Source organism: Sphingomonas sp. Leaf208 (assembly GCF_001421415.1).
Taxonomy (GTDB): domain Bacteria; phylum Pseudomonadota; class Alphaproteobacteria; order Sphingomonadales; family Sphingomonadaceae; genus Sphingomonas.
This window is the reverse complement of record NZ_LMKH01000001.1, coordinates 354,718-371,155: the sequence shown is the minus strand read 5'-3', so window position 1 is coordinate 371,155 and position 16,438 is coordinate 354,718. Positions and strand designations below refer to the sequence as shown.

Annotated in this window: 17 protein-coding genes; 10 read left to right on the top strand and 7 right to left on the bottom strand. The window is 65.7% G+C overall.

What is annotated here, in order from left to right:
* Positions 1 to 2: 2 nt before the first annotated feature.
* From ASE69_RS01485 to ASE69_RS01475, 3 genes are all read left to right on the top strand, one after another.
* A complete protein-coding gene (locus ASE69_RS01485) occupies positions 3 to 449 on the top strand; it encodes a DNA polymerase III subunit chi (RefSeq protein ID WP_056481910.1) in 447 nt (148 codons plus the stop codon).
* 72 nt (positions 450 to 521) lie between these two features.
* Positions 522 to 944 carry a nucleoside-diphosphate kinase gene (ndk, locus tag ASE69_RS01480; protein WP_056058698.1) on the top strand — a complete coding sequence of 141 codons (423 nt, stop codon included), beginning with the start codon at positions 522 to 524 and terminating at the stop codon, positions 942 to 944.
* On the top strand, positions 944 to 1,462 hold the full coding sequence (locus ASE69_RS01475; protein WP_056481907.1) for a GNAT family N-acetyltransferase: 519 nt from the start codon (positions 944 to 946) through the stop codon (positions 1,460 to 1,462). Before ndk ends, ASE69_RS01475 begins: the two co-directional genes overlap by 1 nt.
* Before the next feature lie 102 nt (positions 1,463 to 1,564).
* Here the strand turns inward: ASE69_RS01475 and ASE69_RS01470 are convergent, their stop codons facing one another.
* Genes ASE69_RS01470 through purM form a run of 4 tightly spaced genes read right to left on the bottom strand, consistent with a single transcriptional unit; the run spans position 1,565 to position 4,209 of the window.
* On the bottom strand, positions 1,565 to 2,170 hold the full coding sequence (locus ASE69_RS01470) for a hypothetical protein (RefSeq protein WP_056481904.1): 606 nt from the start codon (positions 2,168 to 2,170) through the stop codon (positions 1,565 to 1,567).
* Positions 2,167 to 2,532, bottom strand: a complete 366-nt coding sequence (locus ASE69_RS01465; RefSeq protein ID WP_056481901.1) for an MmcQ/YjbR family DNA-binding protein — start codon at positions 2,530 to 2,532, stop codon at positions 2,167 to 2,169. Before ASE69_RS01465 ends, ASE69_RS01470 begins: the two co-directional genes overlap by 4 nt.
* On the bottom strand, positions 2,529 to 3,101 hold the full coding sequence (purN, locus tag ASE69_RS01460; protein ID WP_056481898.1) for a phosphoribosylglycinamide formyltransferase: 573 nt from the start codon (positions 3,099 to 3,101) through the stop codon (positions 2,529 to 2,531). The genes ASE69_RS01465 and purN overlap by 4 nt, the downstream gene beginning before the upstream one ends.
* Positions 3,094 to 4,209 (bottom strand): phosphoribosylformylglycinamidine cyclo-ligase, encoded by a 1,116-nt coding sequence (purM, locus tag ASE69_RS01455; RefSeq protein WP_056482957.1) that lies wholly within the window; start codon positions 4,207 to 4,209, stop codon positions 3,094 to 3,096. Before purM ends, purN begins: the two co-directional genes overlap by 8 nt.
* 64 nt (positions 4,210 to 4,273) lie before the next feature.
* Between purM and ASE69_RS01450 the strand changes: the two genes are divergently transcribed.
* The 4 genes from ASE69_RS01450 to ASE69_RS01435 are packed head-to-tail and all read left to right on the top strand — an operon-like array spanning position 4,274 to position 9,864.
* A complete protein-coding gene (locus ASE69_RS01450) occupies positions 4,274 to 5,518 on the top strand; it encodes a heavy-metal-associated domain-containing protein (protein ID WP_056481895.1) in 1,245 nt (414 codons plus the stop codon).
* An 11-nt stretch (positions 5,519 to 5,529) separates the two neighbouring features.
* A complete protein-coding gene (locus ASE69_RS01445; protein WP_056482954.1) occupies positions 5,530 to 6,174 on the top strand; it encodes an HdaA/DnaA family protein in 645 nt (214 codons plus the stop codon).
* Positions 6,175 to 6,190: 16 nt separating this feature from the next.
* Complete coding sequence (locus ASE69_RS01440) at positions 6,191 to 8,356, top strand: RNA degradosome polyphosphate kinase (RefSeq protein ID WP_056481892.1); 2,166 nt, start codon at positions 6,191 to 6,193, stop codon at positions 8,354 to 8,356.
* On the top strand, positions 8,353 to 9,864 hold the full coding sequence (locus ASE69_RS01435) for a Ppx/GppA family phosphatase (RefSeq protein WP_056481889.1): 1,512 nt from the start codon (positions 8,353 to 8,355) through the stop codon (positions 9,862 to 9,864). Before ASE69_RS01440 ends, ASE69_RS01435 begins: the two co-directional genes overlap by 4 nt.
* A gap of 31 nt (positions 9,865 to 9,895) precedes the next feature.
* Here ASE69_RS01435 and ASE69_RS01430 read toward each other — a convergent pair whose 3' ends face one another.
* Both ASE69_RS01430 and rnd read right to left on the bottom strand, forming a co-directional pair.
* Positions 9,896 to 10,192 (bottom strand): I78 family peptidase inhibitor, encoded by a 297-nt coding sequence (locus tag ASE69_RS01430; RefSeq protein ID WP_082452763.1) that lies wholly within the window; start codon positions 10,190 to 10,192, stop codon positions 9,896 to 9,898.
* A complete protein-coding gene (gene rnd / locus ASE69_RS01425) occupies positions 10,189 to 11,364 on the bottom strand; it encodes a ribonuclease D (RefSeq protein ID WP_056048878.1) in 1,176 nt (391 codons plus the stop codon). Before rnd ends, ASE69_RS01430 begins: the two co-directional genes overlap by 4 nt.
* A 91-nt stretch (positions 11,365 to 11,455) precedes the next feature.
* Between rnd and aspS the strand changes: the two genes are divergently transcribed.
* The 3 genes from aspS to ASE69_RS01410 all read left to right on the top strand — a co-directional run bounded on the left by aspS (position 11,456) and on the right by ASE69_RS01410 (position 15,669).
* Positions 11,456 to 13,279: an aspartate--tRNA ligase gene (gene aspS, locus ASE69_RS01420; protein WP_200924087.1), complete on the top strand. Its 1,824-nt coding sequence runs from the start codon at positions 11,456 to 11,458 to the stop codon at positions 13,277 to 13,279.
* 216 nt (positions 13,280 to 13,495) lie between these two features.
* Positions 13,496 to 14,896, top strand: coding sequence for an APC family permease (locus ASE69_RS01415; RefSeq protein ID WP_082452762.1), 1,401 nt, complete (start codon positions 13,496 to 13,498; stop codon positions 14,894 to 14,896).
* Complete coding sequence (locus tag ASE69_RS01410) at positions 14,893 to 15,669, top strand: polyphosphate kinase 2 family protein (RefSeq protein WP_056481886.1); 777 nt, start codon at positions 14,893 to 14,895, stop codon at positions 15,667 to 15,669. Before ASE69_RS01415 ends, ASE69_RS01410 begins: the two co-directional genes overlap by 4 nt.
* A 4-nt stretch (positions 15,670 to 15,673) precedes the next feature.
* Here the strand turns inward: ASE69_RS01410 and ASE69_RS01405 are convergent, their stop codons facing one another.
* A complete protein-coding gene (locus ASE69_RS01405) occupies positions 15,674 to 16,315 on the bottom strand; it encodes a carbonic anhydrase (RefSeq protein ID WP_056481883.1) in 642 nt (213 codons plus the stop codon).
* Between the last annotated feature and the right edge of the window lie 123 nt (positions 16,316 to 16,438).

Sequence of the window (16,438 nt, the reverse complement as noted above, 5' to 3'; positions counted from 1 at the left end):
GCATGCAGGTCGATTTCTACCACCTAACCAGCCCCCTCGACCGCGTCCTCCCACGCATCGCCGAACGCGTAGTCGCAACCGGCGGCCGCCTCCTGATCGTAGCCGAACCCGAAGAACAACGCGTCGCGCTCGACCGCCTCCTCTGGTCCTACGCCCCCGAGAGCTTCCTCCCCCACGCCCAGGCCGGCAGCAACGACGACACCGCCCAACCCATTCTAATTGCTCAAGATATACAAGAAACCGCCCCGGCAAATGCCGCCCGCAACGTCGCGGTGGTAGACGGACGTTGGCGTGACCTTATCCTAACCTTTGACCGCGGCTTCCACCTCTTCGACGACGAAGCGATCCAGGAAGCGCGCCTCGCCTGGAAGGCACTAGCCGACCGCGACGACGTCGAGCGCCGCTACTGGAAACAGAACGACTCCGGCCGCTGGGAACAGGCCGCATAGGTTGCTTTAGCGCCGCGCCCCGCCTAAGCGCCGCGCATCCGATTACCGTCAACACAGGAGCCCGTGACCATCATGGCCGCGAACCGTACCTTTTCGATCATCAAGCCCGACGCAACCCGCCGCAACCTGACCGGTGCGGTCACCAAGATGCTCGAGGAAGCCGGCCTGCGCGTCGTCGCCTCGAAGCGCATCCAGATGACCCGCGAGCAGGCCGAAGGCTTCTACGCGGTCCACAAGGAGCGTCCGTTCTTCGGCGAGCTCGTCTCGTTCATGATCTCCGGCCCGGTCGTCGTCCAGGTTCTCGAAGGCGAGAACGCGATGCAGCGCAACCGCGACATCATGGGCGCCACCAACCCCGCCAACGCCGACGCCGGCACGATCCGCAAGGAACTCGCCGAGTCGATCGAAGCCAACTCGGTCCACGGTTCGGATTCGGACGAGAACGCCGAGATCGAGATCGCGTACTTCTTCAAGCCCGAAGAAATCGTCGGCTGATGATTTGGCGGCTGCGACGGGCCGGGCCGGGCGATGCGCCCGCGCTATCGCTCGTCGCATCCGCCACGTTCCTCGATACCTATGCGACCGTGCTGTCAGGCGTCGACATCGTCGCCCACTGTACGATGAAGAACAGCATCGCCACGTTCGAGACGTGGCTGGCCGATCCGACGACGATCGTGACGCTCGCCGAATACGAGCCCGGCCACGCACCGATCGGCTACACGGTGCTGACCGCGCCGGACTTCCCGATCGAGCCCGGCCCCGCGGACATCGAACTCCGCCGCATCTACCTAATGAAGCAAGCTCAAGGCACAGGCCTAGGCGCCGCCCTGATGGCGCGCGCCCTTGAAGACGCCACGGCGGCAGGCCGAACCCGCGTCCTGCTAGGCGTATGGGACCAGAACACCCGCGCCCGAGCCTTCTACGAACGCCAGGGCTTCAAAGTAATCGGCGCCCGCCAATTCACGGTCGGCGCCACCCTCCACAACGACCCGGTCTACGCGCGAGCGGTCTGAGGAAGCCGGAGCCCACACCTCCTTGTTCTCCCGCGAAGGCGGGAGCCCAGACTGGGCCCCCGCCTTCGCGGGGGAACACGCTTACTTTTCAGGCAGTGCAGCTTACGCCGCCGGCTTCTCTTTCGCCCAGATCGCATCAAGCTTCGCCTGATCGCCACCGCGCTGACGAACCCGTAAGCCCTCAAGCTTAAGCGCGCGACCGCGCAGCATCCGCCCCTCGGTCTTCCAGATCACATCGTAGATCCCGCTAGCCGACCGCGTCGTATCCCCATCGAAATACTGCACGCTGACCAGCACCGGCAACCGCCCCGCACGATCGTCCGAGCCACCGTCGGTAAGCTTCAGCAACGGTGCCGAAAACCACGCCCCATCAATAATCGGTTCCGCCGGTGGCCGCTGCGGCGAGACGCCCAGCGCGCGGGGGAAGATGATCGTCACGTCCTGAAGGTCATGCCGCGCATCCTTCAGCAACAGCGTGTTGCCGCCATCCTGCACGATCGCCGACAGATCGATCTTCGTCCGCTCGCGCGCCGCACTCGACTGCACGGCGATCTTGTCGGCCTCGTTCGCACGGTGATCCGACCAGTTGGTCCACAGCGTCAGCGCCGCGATCAGCACGCCCGCGACCGCCACGACCTCGGCTAGCGTCACCCAACGCCGCCGCGTAGCCGCAGCCTCGCGGCGTTCGGTCGGAGTCTCGGTGCTCATCGTCCGCCAGCTTCCAGCAAGCGGGCAGGCGCCGCCAGTTCCCAACTCCGCGCAATGCGGTCCTCGACCAGCGCCCAGTCCGGATCGCCGGCGACATTCATCCCGACCCAACCAGTCGCGCCAAGATACGCTGGCCGCGAATACATTGCCGGGTTAGCCTCGATCAGCGTCGTCTGTTCATCGGTGCCGCTGGTCTTCACGCACACCATGGTCAATCCATCGCCGTGATGATCCGCCCGGAACTGCGCGAACTGCCTGTCGGCCACGAAGAACGTCGGCTGACCGTGTGACACCTTCTCCTCGGTCTCCGGCAGCGCCAAAGCCGCCGCGCGAACGCGGTCGAGGGGGGACAGATCGGTCATCGCGTCACGAACTCCGCCAAAGTCTTCGGGTACAAAGCATGTTCCGCCGCCAGCACGCGATCCGCAAGCGCATCCGCATCGTCGCCGGCAAGGATCGGCACCTCGGCTTGGCCCAGCACCACGCCGCCATCGAGTTCCTCGGTCACGACATGCACCGAACAGCCTCCGACCGCATCACCCGCCGCAATCGCTCGGGCGTGCGTGTCGAGGCCCTTGTACTTTGGCAGCAGCGACGGGTGGATGTTGACGATCCGATCCCGCCACGCCGCGACGAACCCGTCGGACAACAGTCGCATATACCCGGCGAGTGCAACGACCTCGACACCAGCCTCGCGCAACGCTGCATCGATCGCCGCCTCATAGGCCGGCTTCCCCAAACCCTTTGGCGAGAGCGCGAACGTCGCCACCCCCTCCGACCGCGCCCATTCGAGCCCCGCCGCGTCCGGCTTGTCCGACGCGACCAGAGCGATCTCGTACGGACACTCCGCAGCGCGCGACGCACGGACCAGCGCCATCATGTTCGATCCGCGCCCGGAGATCAGCACGCCGACGCGCGTTTTCTCAGCCATGCGTCGCGGTCCAGTCCTCGCGCGCGCTCCACGTACCCGCCGACCCACGCACCGTGCAGCCATGCGCGCCAGTCTCGATCCGCCCGATCGTGCACACCGTTTCGTCCGCCGCCTCCAGCGCCGCGGTCACGGCCTCGGCCTCGTGGGCACTCACGATCACGACCATGCCGATCCCGCAGTTGAACGTCCGCGCCATCTCCTCCGGCTCGATCGCGCCTTGCGCCTGCAGGAACGCCATCAACCGCGACTGCTCCCAAGCATCCGCGTCAACCACCGCATGCACGCCTTCGGGCAGCACGCGCGGAATGTTCTCGAGCAGGCCGCCACCGGTGATATGCGCCAGCCCCTTGATCCGCCGCTCACGCAGCAACGGCAGCAGGCTCGCCACATAAATGCGAGTCGGCGCCATCAGATGATCGATCAGCAACTTGTCCTGATCGAACAACGCAGGCCTAGCGAGCTTCCACCCACGATCGGCGGCAAGGCGCCGAACCAGCGAGAACCCGTTCGAATGCACGCCCGAAGACGCCAGCCCGAGCATCACGTCGCCCGCTGCGATCTCGCGCCCGGTGAGAACGTTGGTCCGTTCGACCGCACCGACGCAGAAGCCCGCCAGATCGTAATCGCCATCGGCATACATGCCCGGCATCTCGGCGGTCTCGCCGCCGATCAGCGCGCAGCCGGCGGTCTTGCAGCCTTCCGCAATCGACGCGACGACGCGCTCGGCGACCGCCGCATCGAGCTTCCCGCTCGCATAATAATCGAGGAAAAACAGCGGCTCGGCGCCCTGCACGATCAGATCGTTGACGCACATCGCGACGAGGTCGACGCCGACGCCCTCATGCCGATCCCAATCGATCGCCAGCTTCAGCTTGGTGCCCACGCCGTCGTTCGCCGCGACCAGCAACGGATCGACGAACCCTGCCGCCTTGAGGTCGAACATCCCGCCGAACCCGCCGAGATCGGCATCCGCCCCCGGCCTACGGGTCGAGCGCGCGAGCGGGGCGATCGCCCGCACCAGCGCATTGCCCGCGGCGATCGAAACGCCCGCCTGAGCGTAGGTATAAGGGCCCGAAGCGGGAGCGGCGGAGTCTGGCGTATCGGTCATGATCGGTGCTGCTAGCCACATCGCGCTTGGATTTCCACGTCTGCTTCGCCAAAAGGCCCGCTTGATGCGTATCCGTACCCTTCCCACCGCGCTTGCTGGCGCCGCTCTCCTGCTGAGCGGTGGAGCCGTGCTCGCGCAGATCGAAGGCGGCAGCCGAGGCGCAGCCCCGGTCGACAGCGGCAGCGCGTACGAGGTGAGCGGCGTCACGGTCGATGTCGCCGGCAAGACGGCGGACGCCGCGCGCTACAGCGGCTGGCGGCTCGCCCAGCGCAAGGCCTGGGTCCAATTGTCGAACCGGCTCGGCGGTGGTGGCGGCCTCGTGTCCGATGGCACGCTCGATTCGCTCGTCTCGGGAATCGTCGTCGAGAACGAACAGATCGGCCCGCAGCGCTACATCGCCAAGCTCGGCGTGCTGTTCGATCGCGGCCGCGCCGGATCGATCCTCGGCATTTCGACCTACGCCGATCGTTCGCAGCCGATGCTGACGATCCCAATCCAATATTCAGGAGGCGTCGGCCAGGCGTTCGAGCAGAGCACGCAGTGGCAGCAGGCCTGGGCGCGCTATCGCACCGGCAACAGCAGCATCGACTATGTCCGCCCGTCCGGCTCCGGCCCCGACGCGCTGCTGCTCAACGTCGGCCAGACCCAGCGCCCCGGCCGCGGCTGGTGGCGGACGATCCTCGATCAATATGGCGCCAGCGACGTGCTCACCCCGGTCGTGAAGCTCTACCGCCAATGGCCCGGCGGCCCGGTGATCGGCGTGTTCGAAGCGCGCCATGGCCCCGACAACGAGCTGATCGGCAGCTTCACGCTGCGAGTCGGTACGCCCGACGGCATCGCTCAATTGCTCGACACCGGCGTGAAGCGGATCGACGACCTCTACCAGCAGGCGCGTCGCAACGGCTCGCTCCGTGTCGACTACAGCCTGTCGCCACCGCCGCCGCCCGAAGCCGCGGTGATCGACGACCTGCCCGCCGACGAGACCGCGGACGCCAACACCGCCGTCCTGACGGGTGGCGCGGGCATCTCGATCATCGTCCAGTTCGACACGCCCGCCGCCACCGCGGTCTCGTCGACCGAAGCCGCACTCCGCGCGATCCCCGGTGTCCGCTCGGCTGCAACGACCAGCCTAGCACTCGGCGGCGTCTCGCTGATGCGCGTCGCGTACGATGGCGACCCGGCTGCGCTGAAGACCGCGCTCGAAGCCCGCGGCTATCAGGTATTCGGCTCCGGCCAGACGATCCGCATCCGCCGGGTCGCCCAACTTCTTCCGCCGGACTTGCCCGCGGACAATGCGACGACAGGGTGAGCGCGACCAAGATGACTCAAATTGCGCTGCCACTCGGGTGGCCGGCGGACCCTCGCGACGACGCCTTCCTCGTTACCCCCTCCAACTCGCGGGCCGTCCACACGCTGGAGCATACCGCGACGTGGCCGGTCATGACCGCCATCCTCACCGGCCCGCGCAAATCGGGCCGCAGTCTGCTCGCGCGGATCTTCGCGGCGAAGAGCGGCGGGACGATCATCGACGACGCCGAGCGCGTGCCCGAAGCGCAGCTCTTCCACGCCTGGAACCGCGCGCAGGAGGAGCACAAGCCGCTGCTGATCGTCGCCGACGCCGCGCCGCCCGAATGGAAGGTGAAACTTCCCGACCTGCGCTCGCGCCTCGCCGCCAGCCCGATCGCGGCGATCGGCGCGCCCGACGACGAGCTCATGCGGCTGTTGCTCGCGCATCTGTTCGAGCGCCGCAGCCTCGATGCGCGGCCCGATCTGATCGACTGGCTCGCGACCAGAATCGAGCGCAGTCATATTACCGTAACGCGAACCGTCGATGCGCTCGATCAGGAGGCGATGGAACGTCGCAAGCGCTTGTCCATTCCTCTTGCACGAACCACACTCACCGAGGCCGGGCTGATCCTTCGGCCGCAACTCGCTCTCGACCTTCCGCTCTTCACGCCACCATAAGCCCCCAAGAGGCCCGATGAACCGTCCAGCCCATATCGTCCGCCAATCGGAAGACGACGACGATCCCATCGGCGCAGAGCCGAACGACCGGTTTTTCAACCGCGAGCTCTCCTGGCTCGCGTTCAACCGCCGGGTGTTGGAGGAGGCGTGCAACCCCGCGCATCCGCTGCTCGAGCGGCTCCGCTTCCTGTCGATATCCGGCTCCAACCTCGACGAGTTCTTCATGGTCCGCGTCGCCGGCCTGAAGGGACAGCAGACGCAGGACGTCGATCGGCGATCCGCCGACGGCTTAACCGCGGGCCAGCAGCTGACCGCGATCGTCCGCGAGGCCGACGAACTGATGGCGAGCCAGCAGGCGGTGTGGGGCGATCTCCGCGTGCTGCTCGACGAAGCCGGACTGTTCGTCCTCCGGCGCGAGGCGGTCGAGGGTGAGGCCGACGAGTGGCTCGAAACGCATTTCCGCGATCAGATTTTCCCGATCCTGACCCCGCAGGCGCTTGACCCCGCACACCCGTTCCCGTTCATCCCGAACCGCGGGCTGTCGGTGATCTTCGACCTCGTCCGCCGTTCGGATAACGAGCCGGTCCGCGAACTGGTCATGCTTCCACACACGATGACGCGCTTCGTCCGCCTTCCCGGCGAGCCTGCGCGCTACATCTCGATCGAATCGATCCTGAAGCGGTTCGCGCCGGTCCTGTTCCCCGGTTACGAAGTCCTCGCCGCCGCCAGCTTCCGCGTCCTACGCGACAGCGACATGGAGATCGAGGAAGAGGCCGAGGATCTCGTCCGCTACTTCGCCAACGCGATCAAGCGTCGTCGCCGCGGCCGCGTGATCCGTCTGGAACTCGAAACCGGTATCCCCGACGTGCTTGCCGCGGTCCTTAAGGATGAGCTCGGCGGCGCCGACGCGATCATCACCGAGAGCGGCAATTTGCTTGGCATCGTCGACCTCGACGGGCTGGTCGACGAGGATCGTCCCGACCTGAAATTTCCGCCCTTCACGCCACGCTTTCCCGAGCGAATCCGCGAATTCGGCGGCGACTGCTTCGCGGCGATCAAGGCGAAGGACATCGTCGTCCACCACCCGTACGAGACGTTCGAGGTGGTGCTCGCCTTCCTGAAGCAGGCGGCGAACGACCCGGATGTGGTGGCGATCAAGCAGACGCTCTACCGCGCCGGCAAGCAGCCTGCGGTCATCAACGCGCTCATCACCGCGGCTGAGGCGGGCAAGTCCGTCACCGCGGTCGTCGAGCTGAAGGCGCGGTTCGATGAAGAGCAGAACATGGTCTGGGCGTCTGCGCTGGAGCGCGCGGGCGTGCAGGTCGTCTACGGCTTCATCGACTGGAAGACGCACGCGAAGGTCTCGCTGGTCGTCCGCCGCGAAGGGCAGGCGTTCCGCACCTACTGCCACTTCGGTACGGGCAATTATCACCCGGTCACCGCCAAGATATATACCGACCTCAGCTTCTTCACTGCCGACGCCGCGGTCGGGCGCGATGCGGCGCAGATGTTCAACTACATCACCGGCTATGTCGAACCGACCGACATGGCGCGTGTCAGCCTAAGCCCGCGTGACCTTCGCCAGAACCTGATGAACCTGATCGACGTCGAGATCGCCAACGCGCGCGCCGGCAAGCCAGCCGGCGTCTGGGCAAAGATGAACTCGCTGGTCGACCCTGCGGTGATCGAGAAGCTCTACGAAGCGAGCGGGGCGGGGGTCGAGATCGACCTCATCATTCGCGGCATCTGCTGCCTGCGACCCGGCGTGCCTGGGTTGTCCGAGACGATCCGGGTAAAGTCGGTGATTGGGCGCTTCCTCGAGCACAGCCGGATCTGGGCCTTCGGCAACGGCAAGGCGCTCCCCAACGACGGTGCGAAGCTGTTCATCTCGTCGGCCGACTGGATGCCGCGTAACTTCGATCGCCGCGTCGAATATATGCTGCCGATCCTCAATCCGACCGTCCACGACCAGATCCTCGATCAGGTGATGGTCGCGAACCTGATCGACAACGAGCAGAGTTGGGAGCTAGGCCCCGACGGCGAATATAGCCGCGTCGATCCCGGCGACCGCCCGTTCAACCTGCATCGGTATTTCATGACGAATCCTTCGCTCTCCGGCCGCGGCGCCTCGCTCGCGACCAGCAATGCCGTACCGACGCTGTCGCTCCGTCGAAAACGATGAGCGTCACGAATATCCTGTTCGGCAATTCCCCGCCCAAGGCCGAGACCGACGATCACCCGCGTACCGGGATCATCGACATCGGCTCGAACTCGATCCGTCTGGTGGTGTATCAAGGGCCGCCGCGGCTCCCCGCGATCCGGTTCAACGAGAAGGTCCTGGCGGGGCTCGGGCGCGGGCTCGCCGCCACCGGCGCGATCGAGAAATCCGCGCTGAAGACGGCACGCGTCGCGCTGGCACGGTTCGCGGCGGTGGCGAAAGAAATGGAATGCTCGACGCTCCGCACGGTCGCGACCGCGGCGGTACGCGATGCGAAGAACGGCGGCGAACTTATTGCCGCGGCTGAACAACTCGGCCTGACCGTCGAGACTTTGTCGGGCGAACAGGAAGCCAGCGCGGCAGGCTATGGTGTGCTGTCCGCGATCCCCGAGGCGGATGGCATCGTCGGTGATCTCGGCGGTGGCAGTCTCGAACTCGTCCGCGTTCGTCGCGGCAAGATCGAGGACCGCGTCTCGTTCCCGCTCGGCGTCCTCCGCATCGGCCCGATCCGCGCCAAGCGCGGCAAGGTGCTTGCCCGTTACGTGGCACGCCTGGTGCGTGAAGCCGGCTGGACGGCAAAGGGGCAGGGGCTTCCGCTCTATCTGGTCGGCGGATCGTGGCGCGCGCTGGCACGGCTCGACATGGAGCTGTCGGACTATCCGTTGCCGATCATCCACCAATATTCGATGACCGCGGCGACGATTACCCGGCTCAGTCGGACGATCCCGCAGCTTTCCAAGCCGCGCCTGAAAGCAATTCCGGGGCTGTCGTCGGGCCGTACGGCAACGCTCGCGGACGCTGCGGCGTTGCTCGGCGTACTGATGCGACAACTCGGCAGCCGGACGACGATCGTGTCCGCGTATGGCCTGCGCGAAGGCCTTCTCTACGAAAACCTGAAGCCGGCCGACCGAACGCTCGATCCACTGATCGTCGCCGCCCGCGAGGAGGGTCGCCTCCTCGGTCGCTTTCCCGAGCACGGCGATCTCCTCGACCGCTGGATCGCACCGCTGTTCACCACCGAGCCACCCGCGATGGCGCGCATTCGCCACACGGCATGCTTGCTTGCGGACGTTGGCTGGCGCGCCAACCCCGAGTTCCGCGCCGAACGCGGCGTCGAGGTCGCGTTGCACGGCAACTGGGTCGCGATTGACGCGCCCGGCCGGGGGATGCTGGCGCAAGCTCTTTATACGAGCCTTGGTGGCGATCTCTCCGCCGGTGAAACAGTGGGTCTCCTCGCGTCTCCGGCAGCGGTGAAAAGCGCGACTGCTTGGGGCCTCGCTATGCGACTAGGCCAGCGAATGAGTGGTGGCTTAGCAGGACCTTTGAAGCGATCAGGGCTCGCAGATGACGGGGTATCACTTACGCTGACGCTGCGCCCTGATGATCGTGGGCTCTACGGCGAGGCGGTGGAACGTCGCCATAACGCGCTTGCCGCCGCCCTGGGACGCAAGCCCGTACTGGGTCTCTCCTGAATCCTCCCCTTCTAGGGGATGATCAATGGGTTCAAGCGCAGCTGACGCGTTCGATCCGGCCCTTGGCGTCCACATAGACATTCAGCCGATCGGGCCGAAAATCCATCGTCACGGCCGTGTTCGGTGCGATCCAGCGGAGCGTGCGTGCGCCCGACCGCGTCTGCATCACGTCAGCCCGAGCATCGCTAGCCCGCTTGCCGACCAGATTGCCCAGCGAGTCTGCATTGCACGCCGCAGCCATCGGAGCAGCGGCAGGCGTCTCGCCACGCATCTCGACCGGCGTACACGCCGCCGAGGCGAGTAACGCCGCAACCAGAATGATCCTCATGCGGCATCCTCCGTACGCGTCATCTTGAGCTTCCCGCCGATGACCGCGAACGCCAGTCGCCCTTCGACAAGATCAAGGGCATCGCGGCCGAACTGATCGAACCGCCAGCCTTCGAGCATAGGCAGCCCGGTCCGAACACCCGCCGCCAGAGCCTCGAGTTCATCGGTGCGCGCGAGCAGTTTCGACGCGACATCAATGTCTCGCGAGCGAATCTTCAGCAGCAGCTTGAGGAGGTCCGCCACCAGCGAACCCTCCTTGCCAAGTCCAGGCTTGCGATCGTCACGTGGCGGCAGTTCATCGTCGCCAAGCGGTTGCGCGCCCTCGATCGCCGCCATCAAGCGGCCACCGATGTCGTTCCCAGCCCAAGTCGCCGAAAGCCCACGCACCCGCGCTAAGTCCGCCTGCTTCTTCGGCGGATGCCCCGCCATGTCGCCCAGCGTCTCGTCCTTGACGATCCGCCCGCGCGGTAGGTCCTTCGCCTGCGCCTCCAGCTCCCGCCAGCGCGCGAGCGCCTTCAACCGCCCCAGCACATCAGGCTTGCGCCCCGAAATTCGCACGCGCTTCCAAGCCAGATCGGGATCGTTCGCATAATTCGCGGTATCGCCGAGCCGCTCCATCTCCTGATCCAGCCACACCCCGCGCCCAGTCTTGCGCAACCGCTCCAGCATCTTCGGGAAGATCTTCGAGAGATGCGTAACGTCGCCGATCGCGTATTCGATCTGCCGCGCGTCGAGCGGCCGGCGCGCCCAATCGGTGAACCGCGCGCCCTTGTCGACCGCGATCCCGAGCCAGCTGTCGACTAGGTTCGAATAGCCGATCTGCTCGCCCTGGCCGAGCGCCATCGCCGCGACCTGCGTGTCGAACAGCGGGAAAGGCGTCTTGCCCGTCAGATTATAGACGATCTCGATGTCCTGCCCGCCGGCATGAACAACCTTCAGCACGTCGTGATTCTCGACCAGCAGGTCGAGCAGCGGCTTCAGGTCGATCCCCGGTGCCATCGGATCGATCGCGGCGGCTTCCTTGTCGTCGGCGATCTGGATCAGGCAGAGTTCCGGGTAATAGGTGCTCTCGCGCATGAATTCGGTGTCGACGCACACATAGTCGGCGTCGGCCATGCGCGCGCACAGATTGGCGAGCGTGGCACTGTCGGAGATAAGCGGGTGGATATGCATCGCCTGTCCATAGCGAGCCTCGTCCGGGTTGACAAAGCCCGGTAGGGAAGGGAAGCGCGAGGCACCTGTTTATCGTCCGAGAAGACCCATCATGCACGCCTATCGCACCCACAACTGCGCCGCCCTCCGCCCCGAACAGGTCGGCGAAGAGGTCCGTGTCTCCGGCTGGGTCCACAAGAAGCGCGATCACGGCGACCTCGTCTTCATCGATCTGCGCGATCACTACGGCATCACGCAGATCGTCACCGACGTCAGCGGCCCGGTGTTCAAGGTCATCGAAGGTCTGAAGAGCGAAAGCGTCGTCACGATCACCGGCAAGGTCACCGCAAGGGCGCCGGAAGCCGTGAACCCGAACCTGCCGACCGGCGGGATCGAGATCCGCGCGACCGCCGCGACCGTCCAGTCGATGGCCGGCGAACTGCCGATGCCGGTCGCGGGCGAGGCCGAGTATCCCGAGGATATCCGTCTCCGCTATCGCTATCTCGACCTCCGTCGCGAGCGGCTCCACGCCAACATCATGCTCCGCAGCCAGGTGATCACGTCGCTGCGCAACCGGATGAATTCGCAGGGGTTCACCGAGTTCCAGACGCCGATCCTGACCGCGTCGTCGCCCGAAGGCGCGCGCGATTACCTCGTGCCGAGCCGCGTCCATCCGGGCAAGTTCTACGCGCTGCCGCAGGCGCCGCAGATGTTCAAGCAGCTGCTGATGGTCGCCGGCTTCGATCGCTATTTCCAGATCGCGCCCTGCTTCCGCGACGAGGACGCACGCGCCGATCGCTCGCCGGGCGAGTTCTACCAGCTCGATTTCGAGATGAGCTTCGTCACACAGGACGACGTGTTCGCGGCGATTGAGCCCGTCCTCCACGGCGTGTTCGAGGAGTTCGCCGACTGGCAGGGCAAGGGACGCCAGGTCTCGGCATTGCCGTTCAAGCGCATCCCCTACCGCGAATCGATGCTGAAGTACGGCAGCGACAAGCCCGACCTGCGCAACCCGATCCTGATCCACGACGTCGGCCATCACTTCGTCGACTCGGGCTTCGGCTTGTTCGCGGGGATCGTCGCCGGCGGTGACGTGGTCCGCGCGATCCCCGCGCCGAACACCGCCGACAAGAGCCGCAAATTCTTCACCGACATGAACGACTGGGCGCGCGCCGAGGGTCATGCCGGGCTCGGCTACATCACGCAGAAGAACGGTGAGCTCGGCGGCCCGATCGCCAAGAACCACGGCGAGGAAGCGACGCGGAAGCTGATCGCCGAGATGGGTCTCGGTCCCAACGACGGCATCTTCTTCGCCGCCGGCAAGGAACTGCCCGCATCGAAGCTCGCGGGCGCTGCCCGGGCGCGGATCGGCGCAGACTTGGGGTTCATCGATGAGAACCGGTTCGAGTTCTGCTGGATCGTCGACTTCCCGATGTTCGAATATGACGAGGACGCGAAGAAGGTCGATTTCAGCCACAACCCATTCTCGATGCCGCAGGGCGAGATGGACGCGCTGGAGAACAAGGATCCGCTCGATATCCTGGCGTATCAGTACGATATCGTCTGCAACGGCGTCGAGCTGTCGTCGGGCGCGATCCGTAACCATCGTCCCGAGATCATGTACAAGGCGTTCGAGATCGCCGGCTACACGCAGGCCGACGTCGACACGAACTTCGCGGGCATGATCAACGCGTTCAAGGTCGGCGCACCGCCGCATGGCGGCTCGGCGCCGGGGATCGACCGGATGGTGATGCTACTCGCGGGCGAACCGAACATCCGTGAGGTCGTGCTGTTCCCGATGAACCAGAAGGCCGAGGATTTGATGATGGGCGCACCGAGCCCGGTCAGCGCGAAGCAGCTGAAGGAACTCAACATCCGCCTGACGGTGGATGGCCCGAAGGACGCGACGAAGGTGGTCGCGCCGAGCGCTGGGTAACTTCTCTCTGTCCCTCGCCCCTACGGGGAGAGGGAAGGAGGAGCCGCTTGGCCACGGGAGGGTGAGGGGCGGTTGGTGCGCGCCAACTTCCCCTCACCCTCCCACCCGCAAGTGCGGGCGGGCCCCTCCCTCTCCCCTAAGGGGCGAGAGAAAGACGACCTACGCTTCCTCAACCCCCTCAACCGTGCAAATACCCCTGCAAGATAAGGGGTTGGCATGCGCGACGATCAGATGACACCGGCGCCAAGCCTCGTCCGCAGCCTCGGCGTGACAGGCGTCCTGTTCCTCACCCTCTCCGTCGCTACCCCCGCATCGTCGGTGTTCGTCATCGTCCCCGGCATGCTTCAGGTCGCGGGCACCGGTGCGGTGTGGGCAACGCTGATCGCCGGACTCGTCTGCGTCGCGACCGCGTTCGTCTACGCCGAGCTATCCTCCGCATGGCCAGTCGCGGGTGGCGAGTACGTTGCGGTCGCGCACACGCTCGGGCCGATGGCGGGGTTCGTTATGCTCGGCGTCAACGTCTTCAACAACCTGCTTTTCCCGCCAGTCGCAGGGCTCGGCGTCAGCGCGGTGCTCGGCACGCTCGTCCCCGGCCTGCCGCAGATCCCCATCGCGATTGCCGTGGTCGCAGGGTCGACGCTCGTCGCGATCCTCCAGATCCGCGTCAACGCCTGGCTCACCGGGCTCTTCCTGTTGGTCGAGATGCTGGCGATCGGCGCGGTCGTCTGGCTCGGGTTCGCCGATACCGTTCGCCCGATCGGCGACCTGTTGCTCCACCCGGTAATGCCGCAAGGAGCCAATCTCGTCCCCGCGTCCGCCGCCTCGATCGGCCTCGCCACCTCGATCGCGATCTTCGCGCTCAACGGCTACGGCGCCGCAGTGTATTTCGGCGAGGAGATGCTCGACGCCCCCCGGCTGATCGCGCGCGCGATCATGGCGTCGCTCGCGCTGACGTTGCTGTTCGAAGGCATCCCGATCGTCGCGGTCCTCGTCGGAACGCCCAATCTCCACGCCACGCTCACCGCCAGCGATCCGTTCGGCCTGCTCGTCACCCTCCGGAGCGGAACCACGACGGCGAACTGGATCTCGATCGGCGTCGTCGTCGCGATCGTCAACGCGGTGATCGCCTGCATCCTCGCCTGCGCACGCTTCTTCTACGGCACCGCGCGCGACGGAAGCTGGGGCCGTCCGCTCGACCGGTGGATGACACAGGTTCACCCGAAGTTCGGCTCGCCCTGGGTCGGCACGCTGCTGGTCGGCGGGTTCGGCATCGTCGCGTGCTTCCTGCCGCTCCAGTTGCTGCTCGTGCTCAGCGGCACCGGCCTCGTCGCGATCTACGCGGGCATCTGCGTCGCGGCGATGGTCGGCAGGCGTACCGGCATGACCGCCCACGCCCCCTACCAGATGCCGTTCTACCCACTCGCACCGGTGGTGACGCTGCTCGCGCTCGGCTATGTCTGCTGGACGAGCTGGTCCGATCTGGAGGAGGGCCGCCCCGGCATGATCATGACGGCCGCGCAGATCCTGCTGTCGATCGCCTATTATTGGTTCGTCCTGCGCCGACGGGGCGCCTGGAACGTTCAGATCCCGACCCTTGCGACGGAGCGCGATGCATGACGATACACCTGGCCGACTACGAAGACGGCGACGAATACGACGGCAAGTACAAGCACGACCTCGCCGCGCTGCAAAAGCGCCTCGAGCATATCCAGGTCGCGCACATCGTCGGCGGTACGCGCGCGATCGTGATGTTCGAAGGCTGGGACGCGGCGGGCAAGGGCGGCATCATCCAGCGCCTGTCGGCCGAATGGGACCCGCGCAACTACAAGGTCTGGCCGATCTCGGCGCCGACCGCGGACGAGAAGGCGCATCATTTCCTCTGGCGCTTCTGGAACCGACTACCAGCCGATGGCAACATCGCGGTGTTCGACCGCAGCTGGTACGGCCGTGTCCTCGTCGAGCGCGTCGAGGGGTTCGCCAGCGAGACCGAATGGCGCCACGGTTACGACGAGATCAACGCGTTCGAGGCGCAGCAGGTCGAGAGCGGCACGACGCTGATCAAGCTGTTCATCCACACCACGCAGAAGGAGCAGGACCGGCGCTTGGAAGCGCGGCTCGACGATCCGTGGAAGCATTGGAAGACCGGGCTCGACGATTTTCACAACCGATCGCGGCGTGAAGACTATCTGGAGGCGATGGCCGAGATGTTCGCGCGCACCGACACCGCGACCGCGCCGTGGACCGTCATCGACGGCAACGAAAAGAAGGCGGCCCGGATCGCAGCGCTGACGCTGATCGCGGACCGCCTCGAAGCCGGCGTATCGATGGTGCCGCCACCACTCGACCCGAAGGTCAAGAAGGTGGCGGAGAAGGCGTTAGGCCTTCGCTGACCCGTTAGGCTTTCGCGGATTTGGCTTCTGTCGACTCTGCCTGGATGAACTCGTCATCCTCGTTGAGCAGCAGCATCTGGCCCTTGTCGATGCCGAAATAGGCACCGCGAAGGGCCAGCTTGCCGGCGGCTTCGGCCTCAGCCACGAACGGAAACGTCCGCAGATTGGCGATCGAGGTGCGGACGGATTCGAGTTCCATCTCGCGGCCGGCCTCGGCGCCCTCACCGTACTTTGCGATGACCTTCTCGCGGGCACCGTCGAGCAGGCTGACCCAGTCGGACACAAACCCGCCTGCACCGTGATCGGCATCGGCAAACGCCTGCGTCAGCGCAGCCTTGCACCCGCCGCACTTCTCGTGGCCCATCACAACGATCTCTTCGACCTTCAGCTGGGTAACCGCGAACTCGATCGCAGCCGAGACACCGTGATAACCACCACCCGTCTCGAAAGGCGGTACGAGGTTGGCGACGTTGCGGACGACGAACACTTCGCCGGGGAGCGTATCGAAAATCTGCGCGGGTTCGACGCGGCTGTCGGAGCACGCGATGATCATCACCTTGGGGCTCTGGCCGTCCTGCAATTCCTTCCAGCGCTCGCGCTGCTCCTCCCAGGGGCCGTCCTTGAAGCGGTGATAGCCTTCGATCATTTCCGGAAAGTGAGTTGGCACGGTTAGCCTTCCATATCAGTTTGCGATGCAACATGACAAACTTGTCATGTTGGAACTGGTTCCATGATTTTATCCGGTTCGTCCGATGGTTCCAACCCGTCG